Genomic DNA, 19,720 nt, shown 5'->3' with positions numbered 1-19,720 from the left:
CCGCCTCGCAGGGAGTACGCCGTAGATGGCTGATGACAATGGCACGCACCTCGACCCCCACACCGACTCCCAGGATCCCGTAGCGCCGCAGGCCGACGCGGTCGATCCCGCGCCGGCCGACCTCGAGGACCCGCCGCAGTCGGTCGAGTCGACCCAGACGGATGCCGCGGCCGAGCAGGTCGCGCAGTCCGAGCCTGAGCCCGAGGCGGTCGACGAGTCCGCCGCGGGCGTCGAGTCGTCCGTTGAGGCGGAAGCCGACGCGCAGCCCGCTGTCGAGGCGGAGGCCGCAGCGCAGGTTGCGCCCGACGCCGCCGAGGCGAACGCGGAGTCGGTGCCCGTGGCCGAACCCGACGCAGACGCCTCGGCCGAGGCGGACGCCCCGGCCGAACCTGAGGCCGCACCCGAGGCCGAGGCATCCGCGCCCGGGGCGGTCACTGCGGTGTCGCTCGGCCTGCTGCCCGAGGTCTTCGTGTCGTCGGTGTCGACCCAGCTGCTCTTCTACGCGCCCGAGATCACGCCGCTTCCGGCGCGCCCGGGGGAGGCGAGCGCCCCCCTCGACGGCGGCGGCGCCGCTCCGGCCGCCTCGAGCAGCTCGCGCCGACGTCGCCGTCGCGGTGGCGACAGCGGCGAGGCATCCGGCCCCCAGGAGCACTCCGCGCCGTCGCAGCCGCAGCAGCCCCGCAAGCGCATGGTCGAGCTCATCACCGAGCCGCAGCGCATCAAGGGCTCCACGCGACTCGAGGCCAAGAAGCAGCGTCGCCGGGACGGTCGCGAGGCCGGCCGCCGGCGCGCCGTGGTGACCGAGGCGGAGTTCCTCGCGCGCCGCGAGGCCGTCGATCGCGAGATGATCGTGCGCTCGAAGAACGGGCGCATCCAGATCGCCGTGCTCGAAGACAAGGTGCTCGTGGAGCACTACGTCGCGCGCAACCAGGACGCCTCCCTCATCGGAAACGTCTACCTCGGCCGCGTGCAGAACGTGCTGCCGAGCATGGAGGCCGCCTTCGTCGACATCGGGCGTGGACGCAACGCGGTGCTCTACTCGGGCGAGGTGGACTGGGACGCCGTCGAGACGGGCAACCAGCCGCGTCGCATCGAGCTCGCCCTCAAGTCCGGCGACCGCGTGCTGGTGCAGGTGACGAAAGACCCGGTGGGCCACAAGGGCGCGCGCCTGACGAGCCAGATCTCGCTGCCCGGCCGCTACCTCGTGTACGTGCCCGGCGGTGCGATGAACGGCATCTCTCGCAAGCTCCCCGATACTGAGCGCGCGCGCCTGAAGAAGATCCTCAAAGAGGTGCTGCCGGAGTCCTCGGGCGTCATCGTCCGCACGGCGGCCGAGGGCGCCACCGAAGACCAGCTCACGCGGGACGTGCAGCGCCTGACGAACCAGTGGGAGCACATCTCGAAGCAGATCGAGACGATCCAGGCTCCGGCACTGCTGCACTCCGAGCCCGACCTGCTCGTCAAGATCGTGCGCGACGTCTTCAACGAGGACTTCACGCGCATGCTCATTCAGGGCGACGATGCGCACTCGACGATCTCGAAGTACCTCGAATCGGTCGCCCCCGACCTGCTCGAGCGCGTCGAGCGGTACGAGGCCGACACCGATCCCTTCGACGATTTCCGGGTGACCGAGCAGATCGAGAAGGCCCTCGACCGCAAGGTGTGGCTTCCCTCCGGCGGCTCGCTCGTGATCGACCGCACCGAGGCGATGACCGTGGTCGACGTCAACACCGGCAAGTTCGTCGGCTCGGGCGGAAACCTCGAAGAGACCGTCACCAAGAACAACCTCGAGGCCGCAGAAGAGATCGTGCGCCAGCTGCGCCTGCGCGACATCGGCGGCATCATCGTCGTCGACTTCATCGACATGGTGCTCGAGTCCAACCGTGACCTCGTGCTGCGCCGGCTCATCGAGTGCCTCTCGCGCGATCGGACGAAGCATCAGGTCGCCGAGGTGACCTCGCTGGGCCTCGTGCAGATGACCCGCAAGAAGCTGGGTCTCGGCCTGCTCGAGACCTTCAGCGAGCCGTGCGAGGTGTGCGCCGGCCGCGGCGTGATCGTGCACCATGACCCGGTTGTCAAGCACCGCGCCGCGCCGAGCCCGCAGCAGAACCGTCGCCAGCCGCGTGCCGCCTCGGCCCCGACGCAGCCCGGCGGGGGCACGCACACGATCACCGAGGGCGCCAAGTCCGCCCTCGCCCAGATCGCGGCTTCGACGATCCACCACGACGAGGGTGCGCCGATCACGACGCCCATCCCGGTGATCGCGGTGGCCGAGGCGGCTCCCGAGCGCACGGATCGTCCGGAGCGCGCCGAGCGTCCCGAGCGTGCGAAGAAGCCGCGCAAGAAGCGCTCGGACGCGCCCGCGGCGCCCAAGACCGAGAAGGAGCTCCTCCTGGACTCGGTGCTGAGCGCCCTGCCCGAGCCGAAGGCTCCGGGTCAGGGCCGGTCACGGCGCCGGGTGACGACGGCCGCGCTCACCGGCACACCGGTCGCCCACGCGCCCGAGGGCTGAGGCGCCGCGCGGCGGTCGTTCAGCGGCGGTCTCGCGCGCGCACGCGCAGGCCTGACGCGATCAGCGCCCGCACGAGGGTGTGGGCGCTGACGTGACGGGCGCCGGCCTGTACGAGGCGGTCATGGGCCTCGCCGGGAACGTCGTAGTGGTCCACGTCGAACGCGCGCGGGGGGATCGCGTTCGCGGCGGCGAACGCGTGCAGCTCATCGAGGTTGTCGTCGCTGATGAGGTGCGCCCACAGCCGGCCGTGGGCCGGCCATTGCGGGTCGTCGATCAGGATCGTCACGCCCGCGATCCTACGCACCGGCGGGCGGATGCCTCGGCGCGGCGACACGCGGACAGGCGCTTTTGCACCAGGTACGGGGCATCCGGTAAAGTAGTCCTTTGGTGCGTGGTACCGGACCGTGGTCTTGCTACCCGATTTCTGAGCGAGTCGTGAAGCGACGAGCCGAACGGCCGCACCAAGACTTCCCAGTCTCACAAGACAACCGGAGCCACGCGCTCCCCGATGAAATACAGGTGTGAAGTGGTTTACGCAGTTGTGCGCGCCGGCGGGCGCCAGGAGAAGGTCGAGGTCGGCACGATCGTCGTCCTCGATCGCCAGGCCGCGAAGATCGGCGAGACGATCGAGCTGCCCGCCGTCCTGTTCGTCGACGGCGACGCCGTCACGACCGACGCGGACAAGCTCGCGAAGGTCACCGTCACCGCTGAGGTCGTCGGCCAGGAGCGCGGCCCGAAGATCGTGATCCAGAAGTTCAAGAACAAGACCGGTTACAAGAAGCGCCAGGGCCACCGTCAGGACCTCACGCGCGTCAAGGTCACCGGCATCAAGTAAAGCCACAGGAGACGCAGAGATGGCACACAAAAAGGGCGCAAGCTCCACCCGCAACGGTCGTGACTCCAACGCTCAGCGCCTCGGCGTGAAGCGTTTCGGCGGCCAGACCGTCAACGCCGGCGAGATCATCGTTCGCCAGCGCGGCACGCACTTCCACCCCGGTGCGAACGTCGGCCGCGGCAAGGACGACACCCTGTTCGCCCTCGAGGCGGGCGCGGTCGAGTTCGGCTCGAAGGGCCGCCGCAAGGTGGTCAACATCGTCGCCGCTGCGGAGTGATCCGGACGCGCTGACAAGGATTCCGGTGAGGGGCGGGCTTCGGCTCGCCCCTCACTGCGCATAACGATAACGTTCGCGTCCCCGCCCGGGGTCGCAGTCAGGAGAAGAGATCGTGGTCACCTTCGTCGACCGAGTGACGCTGCATCTGCGCGCCGGCAAGGGTGGCAACGGCTGCGTGTCGGTGCGGCGCGAGAAGTTCAAGCCGCTCGCCGGCCCCGACGGGGGCAACGGGGGGCACGGCGGCGACATCGTGCTCGTCGCCGACCCTCAGGTGACGACCCTCCTTTCGTACCACCACTCGCCGCACCGCGCCGCGGGCAACGGCGGGTTCGGCATGGGCGACAACCGCTCCGGCGCGGCCGGCGAGCCCATCGACCTCCCCGTGCCCGTGGGCACGGTGGTGAAGGATGCCTCGGGCGAGACGCTCATCGACCTCGTCGAGCCTGGCACGCGCTTCGTCGTCGCTCCCGGAGGCCTCGGCGGACTCGGCAACGCCGCCCTCGCGTCGCAGAAGCGCAAGGCACCCGGCTTCGCGCTGCTGGGCACGCCGGGATGGGAGGGCGATGTCGTCCTCGAGCTCAAGACCGTCGCCGACGTGGCGCTGGTCGGCTACCCCTCCGCGGGCAAGTCGAGCCTGATCGCCGCGATCTCGGCGGCACGGCCCAAGATCGCCGACTACCCGTTCACCACGCTGCACCCGAACCTCGGCGTGGTCCAGGCCGGCGACATCCGCTACACCGTCGCCGACGTGCCGGGGCTCATCGAAGGGGCGAGCGAGGGCAAGGGACTCGGCCTCGAATTCCTCCGCCACGTCGAGCGCTGCACGGCGCTCGTGCACGTGCTCGACTGCGCGACGCTCGAGCCCGGTCGCGACCCGCTGTCCGACCTCGACGTGATCCTCGCCGAACTCGCCGCGTACCCCGTGCCCGAGGGCCAGGTGCCGCTGCTCGAGCGTCCGCAGCTCGTCGCGCTCAACAAGGTCGACGTGCCCGAGGCGCGCGAGCTCGCCGACATGGTGCGCACCGACCTCGAGGAGCGCGGCTACCGCGTGTTCGAGATCTCGACCGTGTCGCACGAAGGGCTGCGCCAGCTGACGTTCGCGCTCGGCGAGCTCGTCGCGGCGCACCGCGTCGCCGAGGCTGCCAAGCCTGCGCCGGAGCGCATCGTGATCCGCCCGAAGGGCTCCGAGGCGGACTTCTCGGTGCGCGTCGAGGGCGGCACGTACGGCCCGGTCTACCACGTCATCGGCGACAAGCCGGTGCGCTGGGTGCACCAGACCGACTTCCACAACGACGAGGCCGTCGGCTACCTCGCCGATCGCCTGGAGCGTCTCGGCGTCGAGGACGAGCTGTACCGCGTCGGAGCCGTTCCCGGCTCGACGGTCGTCATCGGCGGCGAGGCCGGCGTCGTGTTCGACTGGCAGCCCTCGCTGTCGTCGGCGGCCGAGCTCATGACCGCGCCCCGCGGCACCGACCCGCGCCTGGACCAGTCCACGCGCCGCACCACGTCGGAGCGCCGCGAGCGCTATCGCGACCGGATGGACGCGAAGACCGAGGCGCGCGCCGAGCTCGAAGCCGAGCGTGTGCGCGAGCAGTACCTCGCCGACGCCGAAGAATCCGACCAGGACGACGCGTGAGCGTGCTCGAACGGGAGGGCATCCCGTCGGCGCGGCGCGTCGTGGTGAAGGTGGGGTCGTCGTCGATCAGCGGTGACAATGCGTCGCGCATCCAGCCGCTGGTCGAAGCACTCGCGGCGGCGCACGCGCGCGGCACCGAGGTCGTGCTCGTCTCGTCGGGCGCGATCGCGACCGGCATGCCGTTCCTCCTGCTCGCGGAGCGCCCGAGCGACCTGGCGACCCAGCAGGCGGCCGCGGCGGTCGGGCAGAACGTTCTCATCTATCGCTATCAAGAGGCTCTGCGCCCGTTCTCGATCGTGGCCGGCCAGGTGCTGCTCACCGCGGGCGACCTCGAGAACGCCACACCCCGCTCGAATGCGCGACGCGCGATGGAGCGGCTGCTGGGCCTTCGCATCCTGCCGATCGTGAACGAGAACGACACCGTCGCGACACACGAGATCCGCTTCGGCGACAACGACCGTCTCGCCGCGCTGGTGGCCGAGCTGATCGGGGCGGACGCTCTCGTGCTGCTGAGCGACATCGAGTCGCTCTACACGCGCCCCCCGGGCGAGCCGGGCGCGGTGCCGATCGATCGGGTGGCCTACGGCGACGACCTCGCGGACTTCGAGTTCGGCTCGACGGTCGTCAACAGCGTCGGCACCGGGGGAGCGGCCACCAAGGTCTCGGCGGCGCGGCTGGCGACGGCATCCGGCGTCGGTGTGCTCGTCACGCGCGCCGACCTCGTCGACCGCGCCCTCGCCGGCGACGCTATCGGCACGTGGTTCGCACCCAATCCCGAGCCTGCCGCACCCGCAGCCACGGGGCCCGTGCGCACCGTCTCGACCTCGTGGGCGGCCGATACACTGGCGTGATGACCGCCGCCACCGCGACCACCGCCCGCGACCGCATGCTGCTCGCGAAGGAGGCGTCGCGCTCGATCGGGCGCCTCGGCGACGACGAGAAGCGCGACGCGCTGCTCGCGATCGCCGACGCGATCGAGGCGGCGGCGCCCGAGGTCGCGCGCGCGAACGCGGAAGACCTCGAACGCGGCCGCGCGAACGGGCTGAGCGTCGCCCTGCAGGACCGGCTGCGGTTGGACGAGCCTCGCGTCGCCTCCCTCGCAGCGGCGGTGCGCGACGTCGCAGGTCTTGCCGATCCGGTCGGGCGAGTGCTCGAGGAGCGCACCCTTCCGAGCGGCGTCGAGCTGACCAAGGTCGCCGTGCCGTTCGGCGTGGTCGGGTCGATCTACGAGGCCCGTCCGAACGTGACGGCCGACATCGCGGCGCTCGCGCTGCGAGCCGGCAACGCCGTCGTGCTTCGTGGCGGGACGGCGGCCGAGAAGACGAACGCGGCGCTCGTCGACGCGATGCGCGGCGCGCTCGCCGAGCGCGGCATCGACCCCGAGGCGATCCAGACCGTCGACTCGTACGGGCGTGAGGGCGCGCGCGAGCTCATGCAGGCGCGCGGAATCGTCGACGTGCTCGTGCCGCGCGGGAGCGCGCAGCTCATCGAGACCGTCGTGACCGAGTCATCCGTCCCCGTCATCGAGACGGGTGCCGGTGTGGTCCACATCGTGCTCGACACGACCGCCCCGCTCGACTGGGCGCGCGACATCGTCGTGAACGCCAAAGTGCAGCGCCCGAGCGTGTGCAACGCCGTCGAGACGGTGCTGGTGCTGAGGGATGCCGCGCCCCGGCTGGTCTCGCCGGTGGTGGCCGCCCTGCAGCAGAACGGCGTCACGGTGCACGGCGACGACACCGTCGCGGCGCTGGCGGAGGGCGTGGTGCCCGCAGTCGACGAGGACTGGGCCACCGAGTATCTCAGCCTCGACCTCGCGATGCGCGTCGTCGACGACCTCGACGACGCGCTCGCGCACATCCGCCGCTTCTCGACCCACCACACCGAGTCGATCATCACCGAAGACCAGGCCAACGCCGAGCGCTTCCTGGCCGAGGTCGACTCCGCTGTGGTGATGGCGAACGCCTCGACCCGCTTCACGGACGGCGGCGAGTTCGGCTTCGGCGCCGAGGTGGGCATCTCGACGCAGAAGCTGCACGCGCGCGGACCCATGGGCCTTCCCGAGCTCACCAGCACGAAGTGGATCGCGCGCGGGTCCGGACAGGTTCGCGTGTGAGGCATAGACTGGATGAGCGCCCCGGCCGGGGCACGACCCGAACGGAGCACGAATGACCCTCGCCTCGCTAGTCGCCCTCGCCGCGGAAGAGTCCGAGCACCACGGCAACGTCGCTTTCGAGACCGTCGGCTTCGGAATCACCGCGCTCCTGGTCTTCACCGCCCTCGCGCTCGTCTCGGTCTCGTACCGGAACGTGGCCAACCGCCACTCGCACAAGGCTGAGGCCTACGCTCGGGCGCACGCCAACGACGTGCAGCAGGCGGGTCACGGCCACTAGGCCGCACTGGATGTCGGAGGCACGGACCCCGAGGATCGGGGTGATGGGCGGCACATTCGATCCGATCCATCACGGCCACCTCGTCGCCGCCAGCGAAGTGGCGCAGTCCTTCGACCTCGACGAAGTGATCTTCGTCCCCACGGGGCACCCGTGGCAGAAAGAGGATGTCTCGCCCGCTGAGCATCGCTATCTGATGACCGTGATCGCGACCGCCTCCAACCCGCGCTTCACTGTCAGCCGTGCCGACATCGACCGGTCCGGGCCGACGTTCACGATCGACACCCTCCGCGATCTGAAGCTCGAGCGACCCCGTGCAGAGCTGTTCTTCATCACGGGCGCAGACGCCATAGCGCAAATTCTCAGTTGGAGGGACCATGATGATCTGTGGGACCTTGCCCATTTCGTCGCCGTCTCGCGTCCCGGACACGTGCTGAGCACGGACGGCCTGCCGAGTGACGATGTGAGCCAGCTCGAGGTCCCGGCCCTCGCCATCTCGTCGACAGACTGCCGAGATCGCATTCGCCGCGGATACCCGGTGTGGTATCTCGTCCCCGACGGGGTCGTCCAATACATTGCGAAGCATCGCCTTTACCGGAGCAAGGAATGAGCACACCCGAGCAGCCGGCCAGCCCCGCCCTCACCCGTAAGCAGATGCGGCAAGTCCGCAACACCGGCACCACGCCCGTCGTGACGCCCGAGCAGGCCGCCACCCCCGAGGCCGCTCCGCCCGTGAGCCCTGCGGTGCCGGTCGCATCAGCCCCCGTCCCGCCGCCCACCGTCGTGGTGCCGGCGATCCCGGTCATCTCGGCCGTCCCCGTGGCGCCCCTCGCGCGCGCCGCCGAGCCTCCCGTTCTGCCGGAGCGTCCCGTGGCCGATGCCGCGGTCGACCTCGGGGTCTCCCCGCTCACCCGTCGGCAGGCCCGCCAGCAGGAGCGCATCCGCACGGCGTCGGTTCCCGTGATCACGCCCGAGGTCGCCGCCGCGTACACCGCGTACCAGCCCGCCGCGACCGGCGCGGCGCCTGTCCCCGCGACGGACGCCGCCCCCCTCACGCCTGCACGGGTCGTCGAAGATGCGGTCGCCGCCGAACTGCCGCCGTGGATCGTCGGCGCCGCCGATGCGACGCGGCCGGCCGCCGAGGCGCCTGCGCCCGAGAAGCCGCGGGCCGAGGCATCCGTCACCGAGATGTTCACCGCGTTCGCGCCCCGCGCAGCCGAGGCAGAGCCCGAAGCGGCCAAGCCCGCACCGGCGGCAGAGCCTGAGCGCGCGCCTGCCGTGAACGCCGACCTCGGCGCGGGGCTGCTCGCGGGCGGCTCGCCCGGGGTGACGCTGCCGCCCTCGTTCGACGAGCTCATGACGCTGTCGACGAGCGGGTCGGCTTCCAGGCCGAACGCGCTCATCATCGCTCAGCCTGAGAGCCCGGCCATCATCTCACCGGTGACGGCGACCGGCGAGGTGCTGATCACGGGCACGCTGAACCTGCCCGAAGGGCTCGGATCGACCGGCCACGCGCCGGGTGTCGCGGACGGCAAAGAAGCCGATGCGGTGCTCGTCGACGGTGAGCTGCCCGCGCACTCGTCGCCCACGCCGATCGCGGCGAGCGCCGCGATCAGCACGGTGAAGACCCCCGGCGAGATCATCAAGCCGCCGGCGCCCGAGAAGGGCGGCCGCCTCATGATGTCTCTCGCGATCACCGCGGGCGTGCTGGCGCTCGCGCTGGTGGGCGTGCTGATCCTGGCGTTCGCGACGGGAGTGTTCTCGTGACGGCCACCGAGCAGTCGCGCGAGATGCTCCAGATCGCAGCCGCGGTCGCTGACGCGAAGAGCGGCGAGGATCTCGTCGCGCTCGATGTGTCGGGCCCGCTTCCGCTCGTGGACATCTTCCTGCTCGTGACAGGCCGCAACGAACGCAACGTCGCGGCGATCGCGGACGAGATCGAAGAGAAGCTCCTCGAAGCCGGGCACAAGCGCCTTCGCCGTGAGGGGCGGCAGGAGGCCCGCTGGGTGCTGCTGGACTTCGGCGACCTCGTCGTGCACGTCTTCCACGAGCAGGAGCGCGTGTACTACGGCCTCGAGCGCCTGTGGAAAGACTGCCCGATCGTGCCGATCGAGCTTCCCCAGGGAGCCGTCGCCGACGAGTGACGGATGCCACGCGGAAGGCCCCGGGTTGGTTCGAGGCATCGCTTCGCGTGTAGTAAGATTGACGAGTTGCCTCGCGAGAGCGGGGGAGCATCCGGGCCTGTGGCGCAGCTGGTAGCGCACCTGCATGGCATGCAGGGGGTCAGGGGTTCGAGTCCCCTCAGGTCCACCAAAACCCGCTTACTCCGAACGTCGCCATCGTGCATGGAGGAGTTCATCACCCGGCCCTTGACCTTCACTGGTCGCATGGCCGCTGTCGGCGCTCTCGCATTCGAGACCGCGACTGCCTCCTCTGGGCGCAGTGACTGCCAGCGCATCACCTGGACCGACTGCACCTCGGTTCGAACTCGATTACCGGAGCCTTTCCAGGGCCTCGCGCAGCACGTCCATGTCGGTTGCGAGCAGGTTGCGCTGTGCGATGCGGAGGAGGGGGGCGAGGAAGAAGAACTGCGGTTTCGCCACGAAGTCGACCCCGATCGTGACCCGGGTGCCTTCGCCGATCGGCTCCACGCACATCTCCCACGCTGCGCGGCAGAACACTGACGAGCCAACGAGCTCGGAGACGGCGCGCTCTGGCTCGATGACCTCGGTGACGCGGTAGGAGGTTCGGATGGTACGCCCGCCGCGGCGCGGCGGGCTGATGGTGTCGAAGGTGGATCCCACCCCGTAGGGAGGCGGCGAGGTGATCTCCACGCTGGCGACGCTGCGATCGTACTCGGCGATGGCGTGCGGGTCGCTGAAGTACTCCCACACGCGCTCCGGCGTCGCGCCGGTCGTCGTCTCGGCGGTCAGATGCACATGCAACAGATTCACATTGGCATACTAGACTCAAACTTGAGTCCGGTAATCAATTCGTCGAGAAGGAGACCGCCGTGTCCATCAGCCAACCTCGCCCTGGCCTGCGAGAGCGCAAGCGCGCTGCTACCCGGCAGCACATCGCGGAAACGGCGATGGCGATGTTCCTGGCGCGCGGGTTCGACGAGGTGACGATCGCCGAGATCGCCGACGCCGCCGAGGTGTCCAAGGTCACTGTGTTCAACTACTTCCCGCGCAAGGAGGACTTGTTCTTCGACCTGCTCCCCGAGGCTCACAGTCTGCTCGAGGCGGCGGTGGCCGTGCGCGGGCAGGAGACCACGCCACTGGCCGCGGTGCGGGCGCTGCTGCTCGACCTGGCGCGCAGGCGGCACCCCTTCGCTCCGGCCGGAGACGGCAGCTACGACGGCTTCCTGCGGGTCGTCTCGTCTTCGCCGGTGCTCATCGCCCGCGCGCGCGAAGCGGCCGCCGAACTCGAAGATCACCTCGCACGTCTCTTCGCCGACGCCGGCGGACCGCTCGCTGACGCGGAACGCCGCTCCCCGGAAGAAGCCGCGGATGCCCGCCTCGCAGCCGCACTCGTGGCCGCGGCGTACGCCACGATCTATTGCGAGACCGCCCGGCGGCAACTCGCCGGCGAACCCGCCGAAGCGCTTCTGGCCGACCACGCCTCGCGTGTCGACGACGCCTTCGACCGACTGGAGCGCGCAATCAGCGCCCGTGTGGCGACGGAACGGCGGGCATGAAGGGGGCACGCCTGGCGTGGCTGAGCCTCGCCTCCTTGCTGCTGTTCAACGTCATGCTCGTGACGCTCCACTTCGTTGATCGTGACCTCGATCCGATCGTTCAGGCGATCAGCGAGTATGCGCTGGGCTCCTTCGGCTGGCTGCTGGTCGTCGCCCTGCTGGTGTTCGGGCTCGGCATCATCCTGCTCGCAGCCGCCCTCTGGACCGAGCTGACGAATCCGCGTCCTGTCGTGGGAATCGTGTTCCTCCTCGTCGCGGGCATCGGACCGATCATCGCCGCGATCTTCCGAACGGACCCGGTCGACCTGCGAAACCCGGGAGCGACCGAGCTCACGACTTCGGGAACGCTGCACCTCGTCGGCTTCATGCTCGCCGTACTCGGCATCATCGTCGCCGCGCCGATCATCTCCCGCCGCCTCGGGGCACCTGGCAATCCGATGTCGCACACCATCCGGGTGATCGGCTGGACCCCGATCCTCGCCGTCGCGATCTTCTGGGCCAGCGGGATGCTCGACCAGCCCCTCGGAGTGCTGTTCGACCGGCCCTCGGCGCAGGGTATCGCGGAGCGCCTCATGGTTGCCATCGTGCAGGTGTGGCTGATCGCTGCCGCGATCGCGGTCATCGGACGTAGCCGAAGCGTGACCCCGATCCCGCCCGCCTCCCGGAGCTGATACCACAAACGGCGAGGGCAGCGTCGCCGGCAACCATGCGGCCCGGGCCTTCTCGAGGGAGATCGGGTTGCTTGTCGTTTCTGGCCAGTGACGATCCGTCGTCGGGTTCGTCGCTTCGGACGGACCCGCTGCTATCCAGACAGCCCCGCGCTGTTGGCGAAAGCCGCGCGCGTGGCGGAGGGCGTATCGGCGTCGATGAGCGTGCAGCGCAGCGCGAGTTCGGCGTACGAGACGATGTTGGACCGGTACGCCGCGGGGTCGAGGTCGAGGCCGATCAGTGGGTACAGGTCGTAGGCGTCCTCGAGAGCCACAAGGTTGCGCGCGATGACGCTCAGTTCGGAAGCGGGGGAGAAGGCGCCGAGCGCCGTACCGATGTCGAGGGTGCTTCGGTAGAGCGAGACCTGGCGTTCGACGATCGACCGGTGGAGAGGGCGGTATTGCGGATGCGCGCGCAAGAGGGGAACGCTCTCGTACAGCATCCGCAGATCGTCGCTGATGGCGTCGGGGACTCCCGCCTTGATGAGGCACACCAGCCGATGCTTGGGATCGGACTCACGCTCGGTAACGGCGAGGCGGCGATGATACATCTCTTCGAGCACGCTCTCGATGGTGGCGCGCATGAGCTCATCGAAGCTGGGGAAGTAGTACAGCACGCTCCCCGCGCTCACCGCCGCCTCTGCCGCTACGGCGCGGACGTTCGTGCCGGACAATCCTTCACGGCTTGCCACTCGTCGTGTGGCCGCGATGAGTTCCACGCGACGCGCGGCGTGTTTGGACTGTTCGGCCACCAGGTCCCCTGTCGCCACTAGTTACTCTTCGGACGCATCGGCCACGAACGTGGCCAACTCAGCATAGTGTTGCGGGCGGCGACGCCGAAGAATGAGCGCCCATACCACTCCGGCGATGAAGAGAAGAGGAGTCGGAGCGAGGAGGAACGCGTTCACCCACCCCTCGACGCCCGTCACGAGTTCGAAGTTGGTGGCGATGAGGACGAACCCGGTGGTGAGGCCGAGCGCTCCGAGCGTCGGTGCGACGATGACCCGCCAGACGCTGTGCCCCCGGCGGTCGCGGGCGAAGAACCCCACCACCGAGAACGCGGCGACCGCCTGGGCGAAGACGAGTCCTGCGACGCCGATCGAGTACGTCGGCACGGCGAAGCCCAGGAACGGGTCGAGCGAGAATGCGATGCACACGGTGACCGCGACAAGCGCCACGACCGACATGACCATGCTCGCCCGGTACGGCGCGTTGGTGACGGGATGCGTGCGGGACAGCGAGGGCGGCAGCAGCCGCTCCCGGCCCATCGCGAAAAGGTACCGGGAGCACGCGTTGTGGAATGCGAGCAGGCAGGCGAGAAAGCTCGTGACGATGAGCACCTGCATCGCGATCGTCGCCCAGAGGCCGAGTCGCGCGCCCGCAGCCTCGAAGGCCATGTCCTGGAAGGCATCCCCCGCGGCGAGCTGCAGCACACCGTCGACGCCGAATGCCATCGTGAGCACCCAGAAGGTGAAGGCGTAGAAGATCGCCAGGAACGAGACGGCGAGGTAGGTGGCGGCAGGGATCGTACGCTGCGGGTTCTTGGCCTCTTCGGTGTAGATGGCGGTGCCTTCGAATCCCAGATAGGAGCCGAAGCCGAACACGAAGAGCGCGCCGCTTCCTGCGGCGAAGAACACATTGTCCGGTGCGAACGGGGCGGCCGACGCGGGCTCGGGGCCGCCCTGAGCCAGCACGGCGACGGCGAGCACGAGCAGAATGAGCACCTCAGCGGTCAGCAGGACTCCGAGCAGCTTCGCGCCGACGTCGATCTGTCGGTACCCGAGAACCGCGACGAGCACCAGGGTTATGGCCGAGTAGACGCCCCAAGGCAAGTCGATGTTCAGAAGGCTCCCGAAGGTCATCTGTGCGAAGAAGCCGATGAAGCCGTAGAAGCACACGCACAGGAAGCCGTAGGACAGGATGGTCACCAATGCGATCCCGAGGCCAGCGGGCTTTCCGAGCCCGCGGGCGCCGTAGGCATAGAAGGCGCCGGTGTTGCGGACGTACCGCGACATCGCGGTGAATCCGACGGCGAAGAGGATGAGCACGGCTCCGCTGGCGAGTATGGCCCCCGGCGCTCCGATGCCGCCGACGCGGAAGGCGGTCGGTGCGGCGCTGGCTACGACCGTGAGGGGGGCCGCAGCTGAGACCACGAAGAATACGATCCCCCATACGCCTAGACGTCGTGAGGCGAGCTTGTCTGTGGTCGCGACTGCGCGGTTGCCGTTCGATTCGGTATGAGACACCATTGACTCCTCCAGGTTTGAACATGCATTCAACACTCAAATGCGCGCAAGGTCAACGCATTGGTGGAGAAGTGCGTGTAATTTGAACGAATGTACAAAGAACTGACCCGAAAGGCTAATTGATGACCGCATCCGCGACGCCCGCCCCCCGAGTGCGGGCGCGCGATCTCGGCATTCCGCTAGGCGGAACGCCAGGACCGCTCGACTCCATCACGGACGTGCCTGGACTCCAGGTCGGGTACCAGACGATCACGCGCGGGAACGGCCCGCTCGTCAACGGCGTGGGCCCGGTGCGCACGGGGGTGACGGCGATCCTGCCGCGTGGCCGCGACGGAGTCGGCATCCCGTGTGCTGCCGCCGTTCATTCGTTCAACGGCAACGGCGAACTGACCGGTCGCGCGTGGATCGACGAATCCGGATCGCTGTCGATGCCGATCGCCCTCACGAACTCGCATGCGGTCGGGCCGGTGCACGAGGGCGTCGACGCCTGGGTGCATCGCACGCATCCGCGTGTGTCGGCGCAGTGGATGCTGCCCGTCGTCGGTGAGACGTGGGACGGCTACCTCAACGACATCAACGGACGCCACGTACGGCCCGAAGATGCCATCGCCGCGCTGGATGCCGCAACGGGGGGCCCGATCGCCGAGGGATCGGTCGGCGGCGGCACCGGAATGAACTGCTACGGATTCAAGGGCGGATCGGGCACGGCGTCCCGCATCGTCGCGCACGGTTCGGCGACCTACACGGTCGGCGCCTTCATCCAGGCGAACTTCGGCGCGCGCGACGAACTCGTGCTCGGCGGCATTGCGCTCGGGCGTCGGTCGTCTGCGGCGAACGGCTTGGAGAACGATCCGTGGCTCGACGTGGACGACGCCCGCGCCCGCGCCCGAGGCGGCATGGGCTCGGCGATCATCGTGATCGCCACAGACGCTCCGCTCCTGCCTGATCAGTGCGCCGCGCTGGCACGGCGCGGCCCGCTCGGCATGGGGCGGACGGGAACGACCGGCAGCCACTTCTCGGGCGACATCGTGCTCGCCCTGTCGACGGCAAATGCCGGAGCGCTCTCGTCCAGGATCCCGCGCGGCCCTGCAACGGACGACGACTATGAACAGCTTCGGTTCGTCCCCTGGAGCTTCCTCGACGCCTTCTGCACCGCCGTCGTCGAGGCGGTCGAGGAGTCGGTGTGGAATGCGCTCGTGGCAGCGCAGGACATGACGGGTCGTGACGACCACTTCAGTCCCGCATTGCCGCACGACGAGATCCGGGCAGCGGTGGCAAGGCTCGCGCGCTGACCGCGTCGATTCCCTACGCTGGCGCCATGCCGCAGGCCGCCGACGGTGGTCGCCGGTCGCGACGATCGCGCTCGTGGCGGCGGCGGTCGTCGGGCTCGTCGCCGCATCGGAGGGAATCCGGGTGGTCCAGGACGCCGCCGAGCAGCGCACGCTCGCCGCGTTCTACGAGCAGCCGCGCGCGGCCGCGGGCGACCCGGGCGCGCTGGTGAAGAGCGTCGAGCTGGCCGGCACGCCGTTCGCGTCGCGCGCCTAGCGCGTCATGTACCGCTCGACCGACCTGCGCGGCGACCCGATCGTGGTCACCGGGATCGTGGTCGCCCCGACGATCCGGCGCCCGGCACAGGACGCAGGGTGCTCGCGTGGGGGCATCCGACGACCGGGACGGATGCCTTGCGCGCGCCGTCGCGCGGATTCGACCCGTTCATCGGCGTCGAGGGTGTGCTCGACGGCGGAGTTGACCGCGTCGTGGGTGACCGGCGATGCCGTCCACGGCCAGCACTGCCGGTTTCGCGCGGGTCTCGAAGCCCGTGGGCTGAGTCACGTGTTCGCGGTGCCGTCCCGTCAGATCGTGATCGCCGAGACCTCCATGTCGATCACCGGCGGCGAGTACAGGGCCGATGCGGTGATCCAAGCGCTGCCGAAGACCGCGCGGCGTGCCCGCTCCGCCGGCCAAGGGTGACCGCCGCTAAGCGTGGGCCCGGGCGCGGATCTGCGGGGCCCGCGACCCCGACGCCGAGTACTGGATGCTGGGCTCGCCGCAGCCTGGCCGAGGAGGCCGAATCGGCCTACTGCCTCTGCGGGGCCCCGAACAAGTGAGCCTTGTCGACCTCGTCCACGTCGCAGGCGCCCGGTGGGCGATCGAGGAGGCCTTTCAGACCGCGAAGGCAAACCGGCCTGGACAACTACCAAGTCCGGGAATGCACCGGCTGGTACCGGCACATCACGCTCTCCATGCTCGCCCAGGCGCTCGTGGCCTGGACCCGGTCAAAGAGGGGGCTTCACACGCCAGCGACGAGTTCGTCGGCCTGAGCATGCCTGACATCCGAGGACTCATCGTCAACCTCATCTGGACATAGCCGCTGCTGTCCGAGTACGTCTACGTCGATCACGACGGCGCCGAAAACCCCAACACACCGCCCGACGGCACCACTGCCGACGCCGCGGCCACCTCGCATGAACGTGACTAGTACTAGTGCCGACGGGCGCCGCGTGGTCCTTGACCCGGGCCTCGTGGCGAGCCTGATCTCGACGGAACCTCTGCGGCGAGGGCACGCCACATCAAATCGACTGTCGTCGCGTCGAGGGTCGCGGTCGTGAGTAGCGAGACCTCGCGTGAGAGCCGGGTGTCGGCGAGTTCGATTACGGACACACCCTCGGCGTTGCTCGGCAAAGCGAGATCGGGGACGAGGGCCACGCCCAGCCCGGCGACGACATAGGCTGCGACGACCCGGTAGTCGTCACTGCGAGGGCCTCGGATCGGCTCGAAGCCCGACGCCCGGGCCGCGGCGAGGAATGCCGTGTCGCCCGGATCGTCATCGCTCACTCCGAGGATCCACGGGTCGTCGCGAAAGTCGCGAAGCGAGCGCCGCGGTGAGACTGCGAGCGGATGTCCTGACGGCACGATGAGCGAGAACCGCTCTGTGAACAGGCTCGTGCGGCGCGTACCTGGGGGTGCGTTGCTCGCCTCACCGGGACGATCGAACACCACGGCTGCATCGAGCGCGATGCGGTGGAGTGCGTCGGTGAGTTCCTGGAGCTCACCTTCGGTGATGTGCGGGTCGTATCCGGCGGCGGACAGCGCGCCGACGAGCGCGGGCAATAGCCGCGCGGCGGCGGTGGGGAAGATGCCCAGGCGCACCCGGCGGCGGCCCGATTCGAGCGCCCCCGCGACATCAATTCGTGCGCGTTCTGCACGGTCGAGCAGTGCGAGCGCGTGCGGCAGCCAGAGGTGCCCGGCCGCGCTGAGCCGGGTGCCCGAGCGGGAGCTCTCGACGACGGGTGCGTTCGTGAGGCGGGCGAGCGCTGTGAGGTGATGCGTGACCGTGGGCTGGCTCCAGCCGAGCGCATCGGCGGCGGAAAGCACCGAGCCACGTTCGGCCACGGCCCGCAGCGCGAGGAGCTGGCGGAGGTCGAGCACGCGTTCCCCGTTCAATATTACGTATGGAGGAATCCAGAATAGTCGCTATTCACTATTCATGCTGAGCAACGCACCATGGGAGGCATGGCCTCCACGTCGCTCGCTACCCGCATCCCCGACCTCGGTCGCCCATCGCGCCTCGCATCTCGCTCCGTTGCGGATACCCCATACGCCGACGCGCTTGCCCGATACGCAGCCCGGGACACCGTGCGCCTCAACGTGCCTGGCCACTCCGCTGACTCCGAAGCGGCCCCGCGGCTCGCCGATTACTTCGGCGACGACCTACTGCGCAAGGACGTGCCGCCGCTCCTGACCGGCCTCGACAATGGCGCCGGCAACCCGCTCGCGGCCTCCCTACGCCTCGCCGCCGAAGCGTGGGGCGCCCGCCGCACGTGGTTCCTCACGAACGGTGCATCGCAGGCGAACCGCATTGCGGCGCTCGCGCTGGGCGCGTTCCGCGACGCCGACGCACCGGTCGTGGCGCAGCGCAGCGCGCACTCGTCGTTCAGTGACGGCGTAATCCTCGGGGGCCTGTCGCCACGCTTCATCACCCCGTCGATCGATGGCTGGTTCGGAATAAACCACGGTGTCTCGCCCGCCGCTCTGCGCGACGCGCTCGGCCACCACGAGCGGTCGAAGGGGGTCTACCTCGTCTCACCGAGCTACTTCGGCGCGGTGGCGGATGTCGCGGCGCTCGCCGAGATCGCGCACGAGGCCGGGGCGCCGCTCGTCGTCGACGCCGCGTGGGGCGCGCACTTCGGGTTCCACGAGGAGCTGCCCGAGAATCCGCTGCGACTCGGCGCCGACCTCGTCGTGTCGAGCACGCACAAGCTCGGCGGAAGCCTCACCCAGTCGGCGATGCTGCACCTCGGGGACGGCCCGTTCGGCGACGAGCTCGAGTTGCTCGTCGAGCGCGCGTTCAAGCTCGCCCAGTCCACGAGCGAGAGCTCGCTGCTGTTGGCCTCGCTTGACGTCGCCCGCGCCGAACTGCAGGACGGTCGCGACCGGATCGCCGCCGCGATCGCCGCGGCAGACGAGTTGCGTGACAGGATTCGACGAGGTGGCCGGTTCCGCATCGTGAGCGACACCTTCGACCGCTTCGACGATATTGTCGCCGCCGACCCGCTCCGCGTCTCGATCGACGTCGGGAGCGGGGGAGTGCACGGCCCCACCGCGCGCGAGCTCCTCATGGATCGCGACGGCATCTACCTCGAGATCGCGACCGAGACCTGCGTCGTGGCCGTCGTTGCCCCGGGCGTGATTCCGGATGCCGCGCGCGTCGTCGATGCCCTGCACGCGCTGCCGATTAGTATCCACTCCGCGGCCGTTGGCGAGGCCGTGGGCGCGACCGGCGCTCTTCCCGAGCCGGGCGAGCTCGCGATGCTCCCGCGCGACGCGTTCTTCCGCCCCACCGAGGTAGTACCGATCGACGAGGCTGTCGGCCGAGTGTCGGCAGACGCGCTCGCCGCATACCCGCCCGGCATCCCGAACGTGTTCCCCGGCGAGGTCATCACTGCCGAGCTCGTGCGGTTTCTGCAGCACGTCGCGGCGACCCCTGGCGGCTACGTGCGCGGCGCCGCCGACCCGACCCTCGCGACGCTGAGCGTGGTCAGTCGCTGAGAGTAGTCACTTGAGCATCGTCAGAACGGTGAGCTGATCTCGCCGCTCGCTTGGCCGCGCGTCGAGCAGGTACCCGAGCGCTCCAGTCGGCGGAGGGCGACGGGTGATTCGCGTACGTCGTGCGACGACGGTCGTGAGCACAAGGTTCGCGTCACGGTGATGTCGGGTCAAGTCCCGTCGTGTGGTGTCACTCCGTTTGCTTCCTGTGGTGGGTGATGGTCAGGCGGTGAGGTAGAGCTCGGGGCGGACGGGCTCGGCCGTCTCGAGGAGAGTGTGGACGAGTTTGCGCATGGAGATGTCGGAGAAGTAGCGGCGTTCGCCGTATTGCCATTCCTCGTGCTGCTCTTGCAGGACGGCGCCGATCAGGCGGG

General features: G+C 69.5%; 21 protein-coding genes, 1 tRNA gene and 1 pseudogene. 17 read left to right on the top strand and 6 right to left on the bottom strand.

Going from position 1 to position 19,720, the window contains the following annotated elements:
- Positions 1-25 precede the first annotated feature (25 nt).
- Entirely contained in the window at positions 26-2,512 is a 2,487-nt protein-coding gene (locus tag AB1K54_RS09840; RefSeq protein ID WP_371202568.1) for an Rne/Rng family ribonuclease, read from the top strand.
- A 19-nt stretch (positions 2,513-2,531) separates the two neighbouring features.
- Here the strand turns inward: AB1K54_RS09840 and AB1K54_RS09835 are convergent, their stop codons facing one another.
- A complete protein-coding gene (locus AB1K54_RS09835; RefSeq protein ID WP_371202567.1) occupies positions 2,532-2,798 on the bottom strand; it encodes a DUF4031 domain-containing protein in 267 nt (88 codons plus the stop codon).
- 240 nt (positions 2,799-3,038) lie between these two features.
- Here AB1K54_RS09835 and rplU point away from each other — a divergent pair, with 240 nt between their 5' ends.
- The 10 genes from rplU (at position 3,039) to AB1K54_RS09785 (ending at position 9,960) form a co-directional block, all read left to right on the top strand.
- A complete protein-coding gene (rplU, locus tag AB1K54_RS09830) occupies positions 3,039-3,347 on the top strand; it encodes a 50S ribosomal protein L21 (RefSeq protein WP_371202566.1) in 309 nt (102 codons plus the stop codon).
- A 19-nt stretch (positions 3,348-3,366) separates the two neighbouring features.
- Entirely contained in the window at positions 3,367-3,624 is a 258-nt protein-coding gene (rpmA, locus tag AB1K54_RS09825; RefSeq protein WP_371202565.1) for a 50S ribosomal protein L27, read from the top strand.
- A 112-nt stretch (positions 3,625-3,736) separates the two neighbouring features.
- Positions 3,737-5,260, top strand: a complete 1,524-nt coding sequence (obgE, locus tag AB1K54_RS09820; protein ID WP_371202564.1) for a GTPase ObgE — start codon at positions 3,737-3,739, stop codon at positions 5,258-5,260.
- On the top strand, positions 5,257-6,111 hold the full coding sequence (gene proB, locus AB1K54_RS09815; RefSeq protein ID WP_371202563.1) for a glutamate 5-kinase: 855 nt from the start codon (positions 5,257-5,259) through the stop codon (positions 6,109-6,111). The genes obgE and proB overlap by 4 nt, the downstream gene beginning before the upstream one ends.
- The gene (locus AB1K54_RS09810) at positions 6,111-7,373 is read left to right on the top strand and encodes a glutamate-5-semialdehyde dehydrogenase (protein WP_371202562.1); all 1,263 of its coding nucleotides are present in this window, start codon (positions 6,111-6,113) and stop codon (positions 7,371-7,373) included. The genes proB and AB1K54_RS09810 overlap by 1 nt, the downstream gene beginning before the upstream one ends.
- 52 nt (positions 7,374-7,425) lie before the next feature.
- The gene (locus AB1K54_RS09805; RefSeq protein ID WP_371202561.1) at positions 7,426-7,650 is read left to right on the top strand and encodes a hypothetical protein; all 225 of its coding nucleotides are present in this window, start codon (positions 7,426-7,428) and stop codon (positions 7,648-7,650) included.
- A gap of 10 nt (positions 7,651-7,660) precedes the next feature.
- On the top strand, positions 7,661-8,257 hold the full coding sequence (gene nadD, locus AB1K54_RS09800; protein ID WP_371202560.1) for a nicotinate-nucleotide adenylyltransferase: 597 nt from the start codon (positions 7,661-7,663) through the stop codon (positions 8,255-8,257).
- Complete coding sequence (locus AB1K54_RS09795) at positions 8,254-9,414, top strand: hypothetical protein (protein ID WP_371202559.1); 1,161 nt, start codon at positions 8,254-8,256, stop codon at positions 9,412-9,414. The genes nadD and AB1K54_RS09795 overlap by 4 nt, the downstream gene beginning before the upstream one ends.
- On the top strand, positions 9,411-9,791 hold the full coding sequence (rsfS, locus tag AB1K54_RS09790) for a ribosome silencing factor (RefSeq protein ID WP_371202558.1): 381 nt from the start codon (positions 9,411-9,413) through the stop codon (positions 9,789-9,791). Before AB1K54_RS09795 ends, rsfS begins: the two co-directional genes overlap by 4 nt.
- A gap of 93 nt (positions 9,792-9,884) precedes the next feature.
- Positions 9,885-9,960 (top strand) — tRNA-Ala (locus AB1K54_RS09785).
- Positions 9,961-10,139: 179 nt separating this feature from the next.
- Here AB1K54_RS09785 and AB1K54_RS09780 read toward each other — a convergent pair.
- Positions 10,140-10,601, bottom strand: coding sequence for an SRPBCC family protein (locus tag AB1K54_RS09780; protein ID WP_371202557.1), 462 nt, complete (start codon positions 10,599-10,601; stop codon positions 10,140-10,142).
- A gap of 59 nt (positions 10,602-10,660) precedes the next feature.
- Between AB1K54_RS09780 and AB1K54_RS09775 the strand changes: the two genes are divergently transcribed.
- Together AB1K54_RS09775 and AB1K54_RS09770 are read left to right on the top strand one after the other, a co-directional pair.
- Positions 10,661-11,347, top strand: a complete 687-nt coding sequence (locus AB1K54_RS09775; RefSeq protein ID WP_371202556.1) for a TetR/AcrR family transcriptional regulator — start codon at positions 10,661-10,663, stop codon at positions 11,345-11,347.
- On the top strand, positions 11,344-12,018 hold the full coding sequence (locus tag AB1K54_RS09770) for a DUF998 domain-containing protein (protein ID WP_371202555.1): 675 nt from the start codon (positions 11,344-11,346) through the stop codon (positions 12,016-12,018). Before AB1K54_RS09775 ends, AB1K54_RS09770 begins: the two co-directional genes overlap by 4 nt.
- 131 nt (positions 12,019-12,149) lie before the next feature.
- Here AB1K54_RS09770 and AB1K54_RS09765 read toward each other — a convergent pair whose 3' ends face one another.
- The gene (locus AB1K54_RS09765; RefSeq protein WP_371202708.1) at positions 12,150-12,773 is read right to left on the bottom strand and encodes a TetR family transcriptional regulator; all 624 of its coding nucleotides are present in this window, start codon (positions 12,771-12,773) and stop codon (positions 12,150-12,152) included.
- Between the two features lie 54 nt (positions 12,774-12,827).
- A complete protein-coding gene (locus AB1K54_RS09760) occupies positions 12,828-14,300 on the bottom strand; it encodes an APC family permease (protein WP_371202554.1) in 1,473 nt (490 codons plus the stop codon).
- Between the two features lie 122 nt (positions 14,301-14,422).
- Here AB1K54_RS09760 and AB1K54_RS09755 point away from each other — a divergent pair, with 122 nt between their 5' ends.
- From AB1K54_RS09755 to AB1K54_RS09745, 3 genes are all read left to right on the top strand, one after another.
- Complete coding sequence (locus AB1K54_RS09755) at positions 14,423-15,592, top strand: P1 family peptidase (protein ID WP_371202553.1); 1,170 nt, start codon at positions 14,423-14,425, stop codon at positions 15,590-15,592.
- 73 nt (positions 15,593-15,665) lie between these two features.
- Positions 15,666-15,845: a hypothetical protein gene (locus AB1K54_RS09750; RefSeq protein WP_371202552.1), complete on the top strand. Its 180-nt coding sequence runs from the start codon at positions 15,666-15,668 to the stop codon at positions 15,843-15,845.
- A gap of 216 nt (positions 15,846-16,061) precedes the next feature.
- Positions 16,062-16,271 carry a hypothetical protein gene (locus tag AB1K54_RS09745; RefSeq protein ID WP_371202551.1) on the top strand — a complete coding sequence of 70 codons (210 nt, stop codon included), beginning with the start codon at positions 16,062-16,064 and terminating at the stop codon, positions 16,269-16,271.
- 510 nt (positions 16,272-16,781) lie between these two features.
- Here the strand turns inward: AB1K54_RS09745 and AB1K54_RS09740 are convergent.
- Complete coding sequence (locus AB1K54_RS09740; RefSeq protein WP_371202550.1) at positions 16,782-17,729, bottom strand: LysR substrate-binding domain-containing protein; 948 nt, start codon at positions 17,727-17,729, stop codon at positions 16,782-16,784.
- Positions 17,730-17,804: 75 nt separating this feature from the next.
- Between AB1K54_RS09740 and AB1K54_RS09735 the strand changes: the two genes are divergently transcribed.
- Positions 17,805-19,349: an aminotransferase class I/II-fold pyridoxal phosphate-dependent enzyme gene (locus AB1K54_RS09735; protein ID WP_371202549.1), complete on the top strand. Its 1,545-nt coding sequence runs from the start codon at positions 17,805-17,807 to the stop codon at positions 19,347-19,349.
- 219 nt (positions 19,350-19,568) lie between these two features.
- On the opposite strand, the pseudogene AB1K54_RS09730 reads toward AB1K54_RS09735, so the two are convergent.
- A pseudogene (locus tag AB1K54_RS09730) lies at positions 19,569-19,720 on the bottom strand (IS256 family transposase); the annotation flags it as partial.

It is taken from the genome of Microbacterium sp. BWT-B31 (assembly GCF_041379855.1).
Lineage (GTDB): Bacteria > Actinomycetota > Actinomycetes > Actinomycetales > Microbacteriaceae > Microbacterium.
Note: the sequence above shows the minus strand (reverse complement) of the source record. Positions and strands in the feature narration are given on the sequence as shown.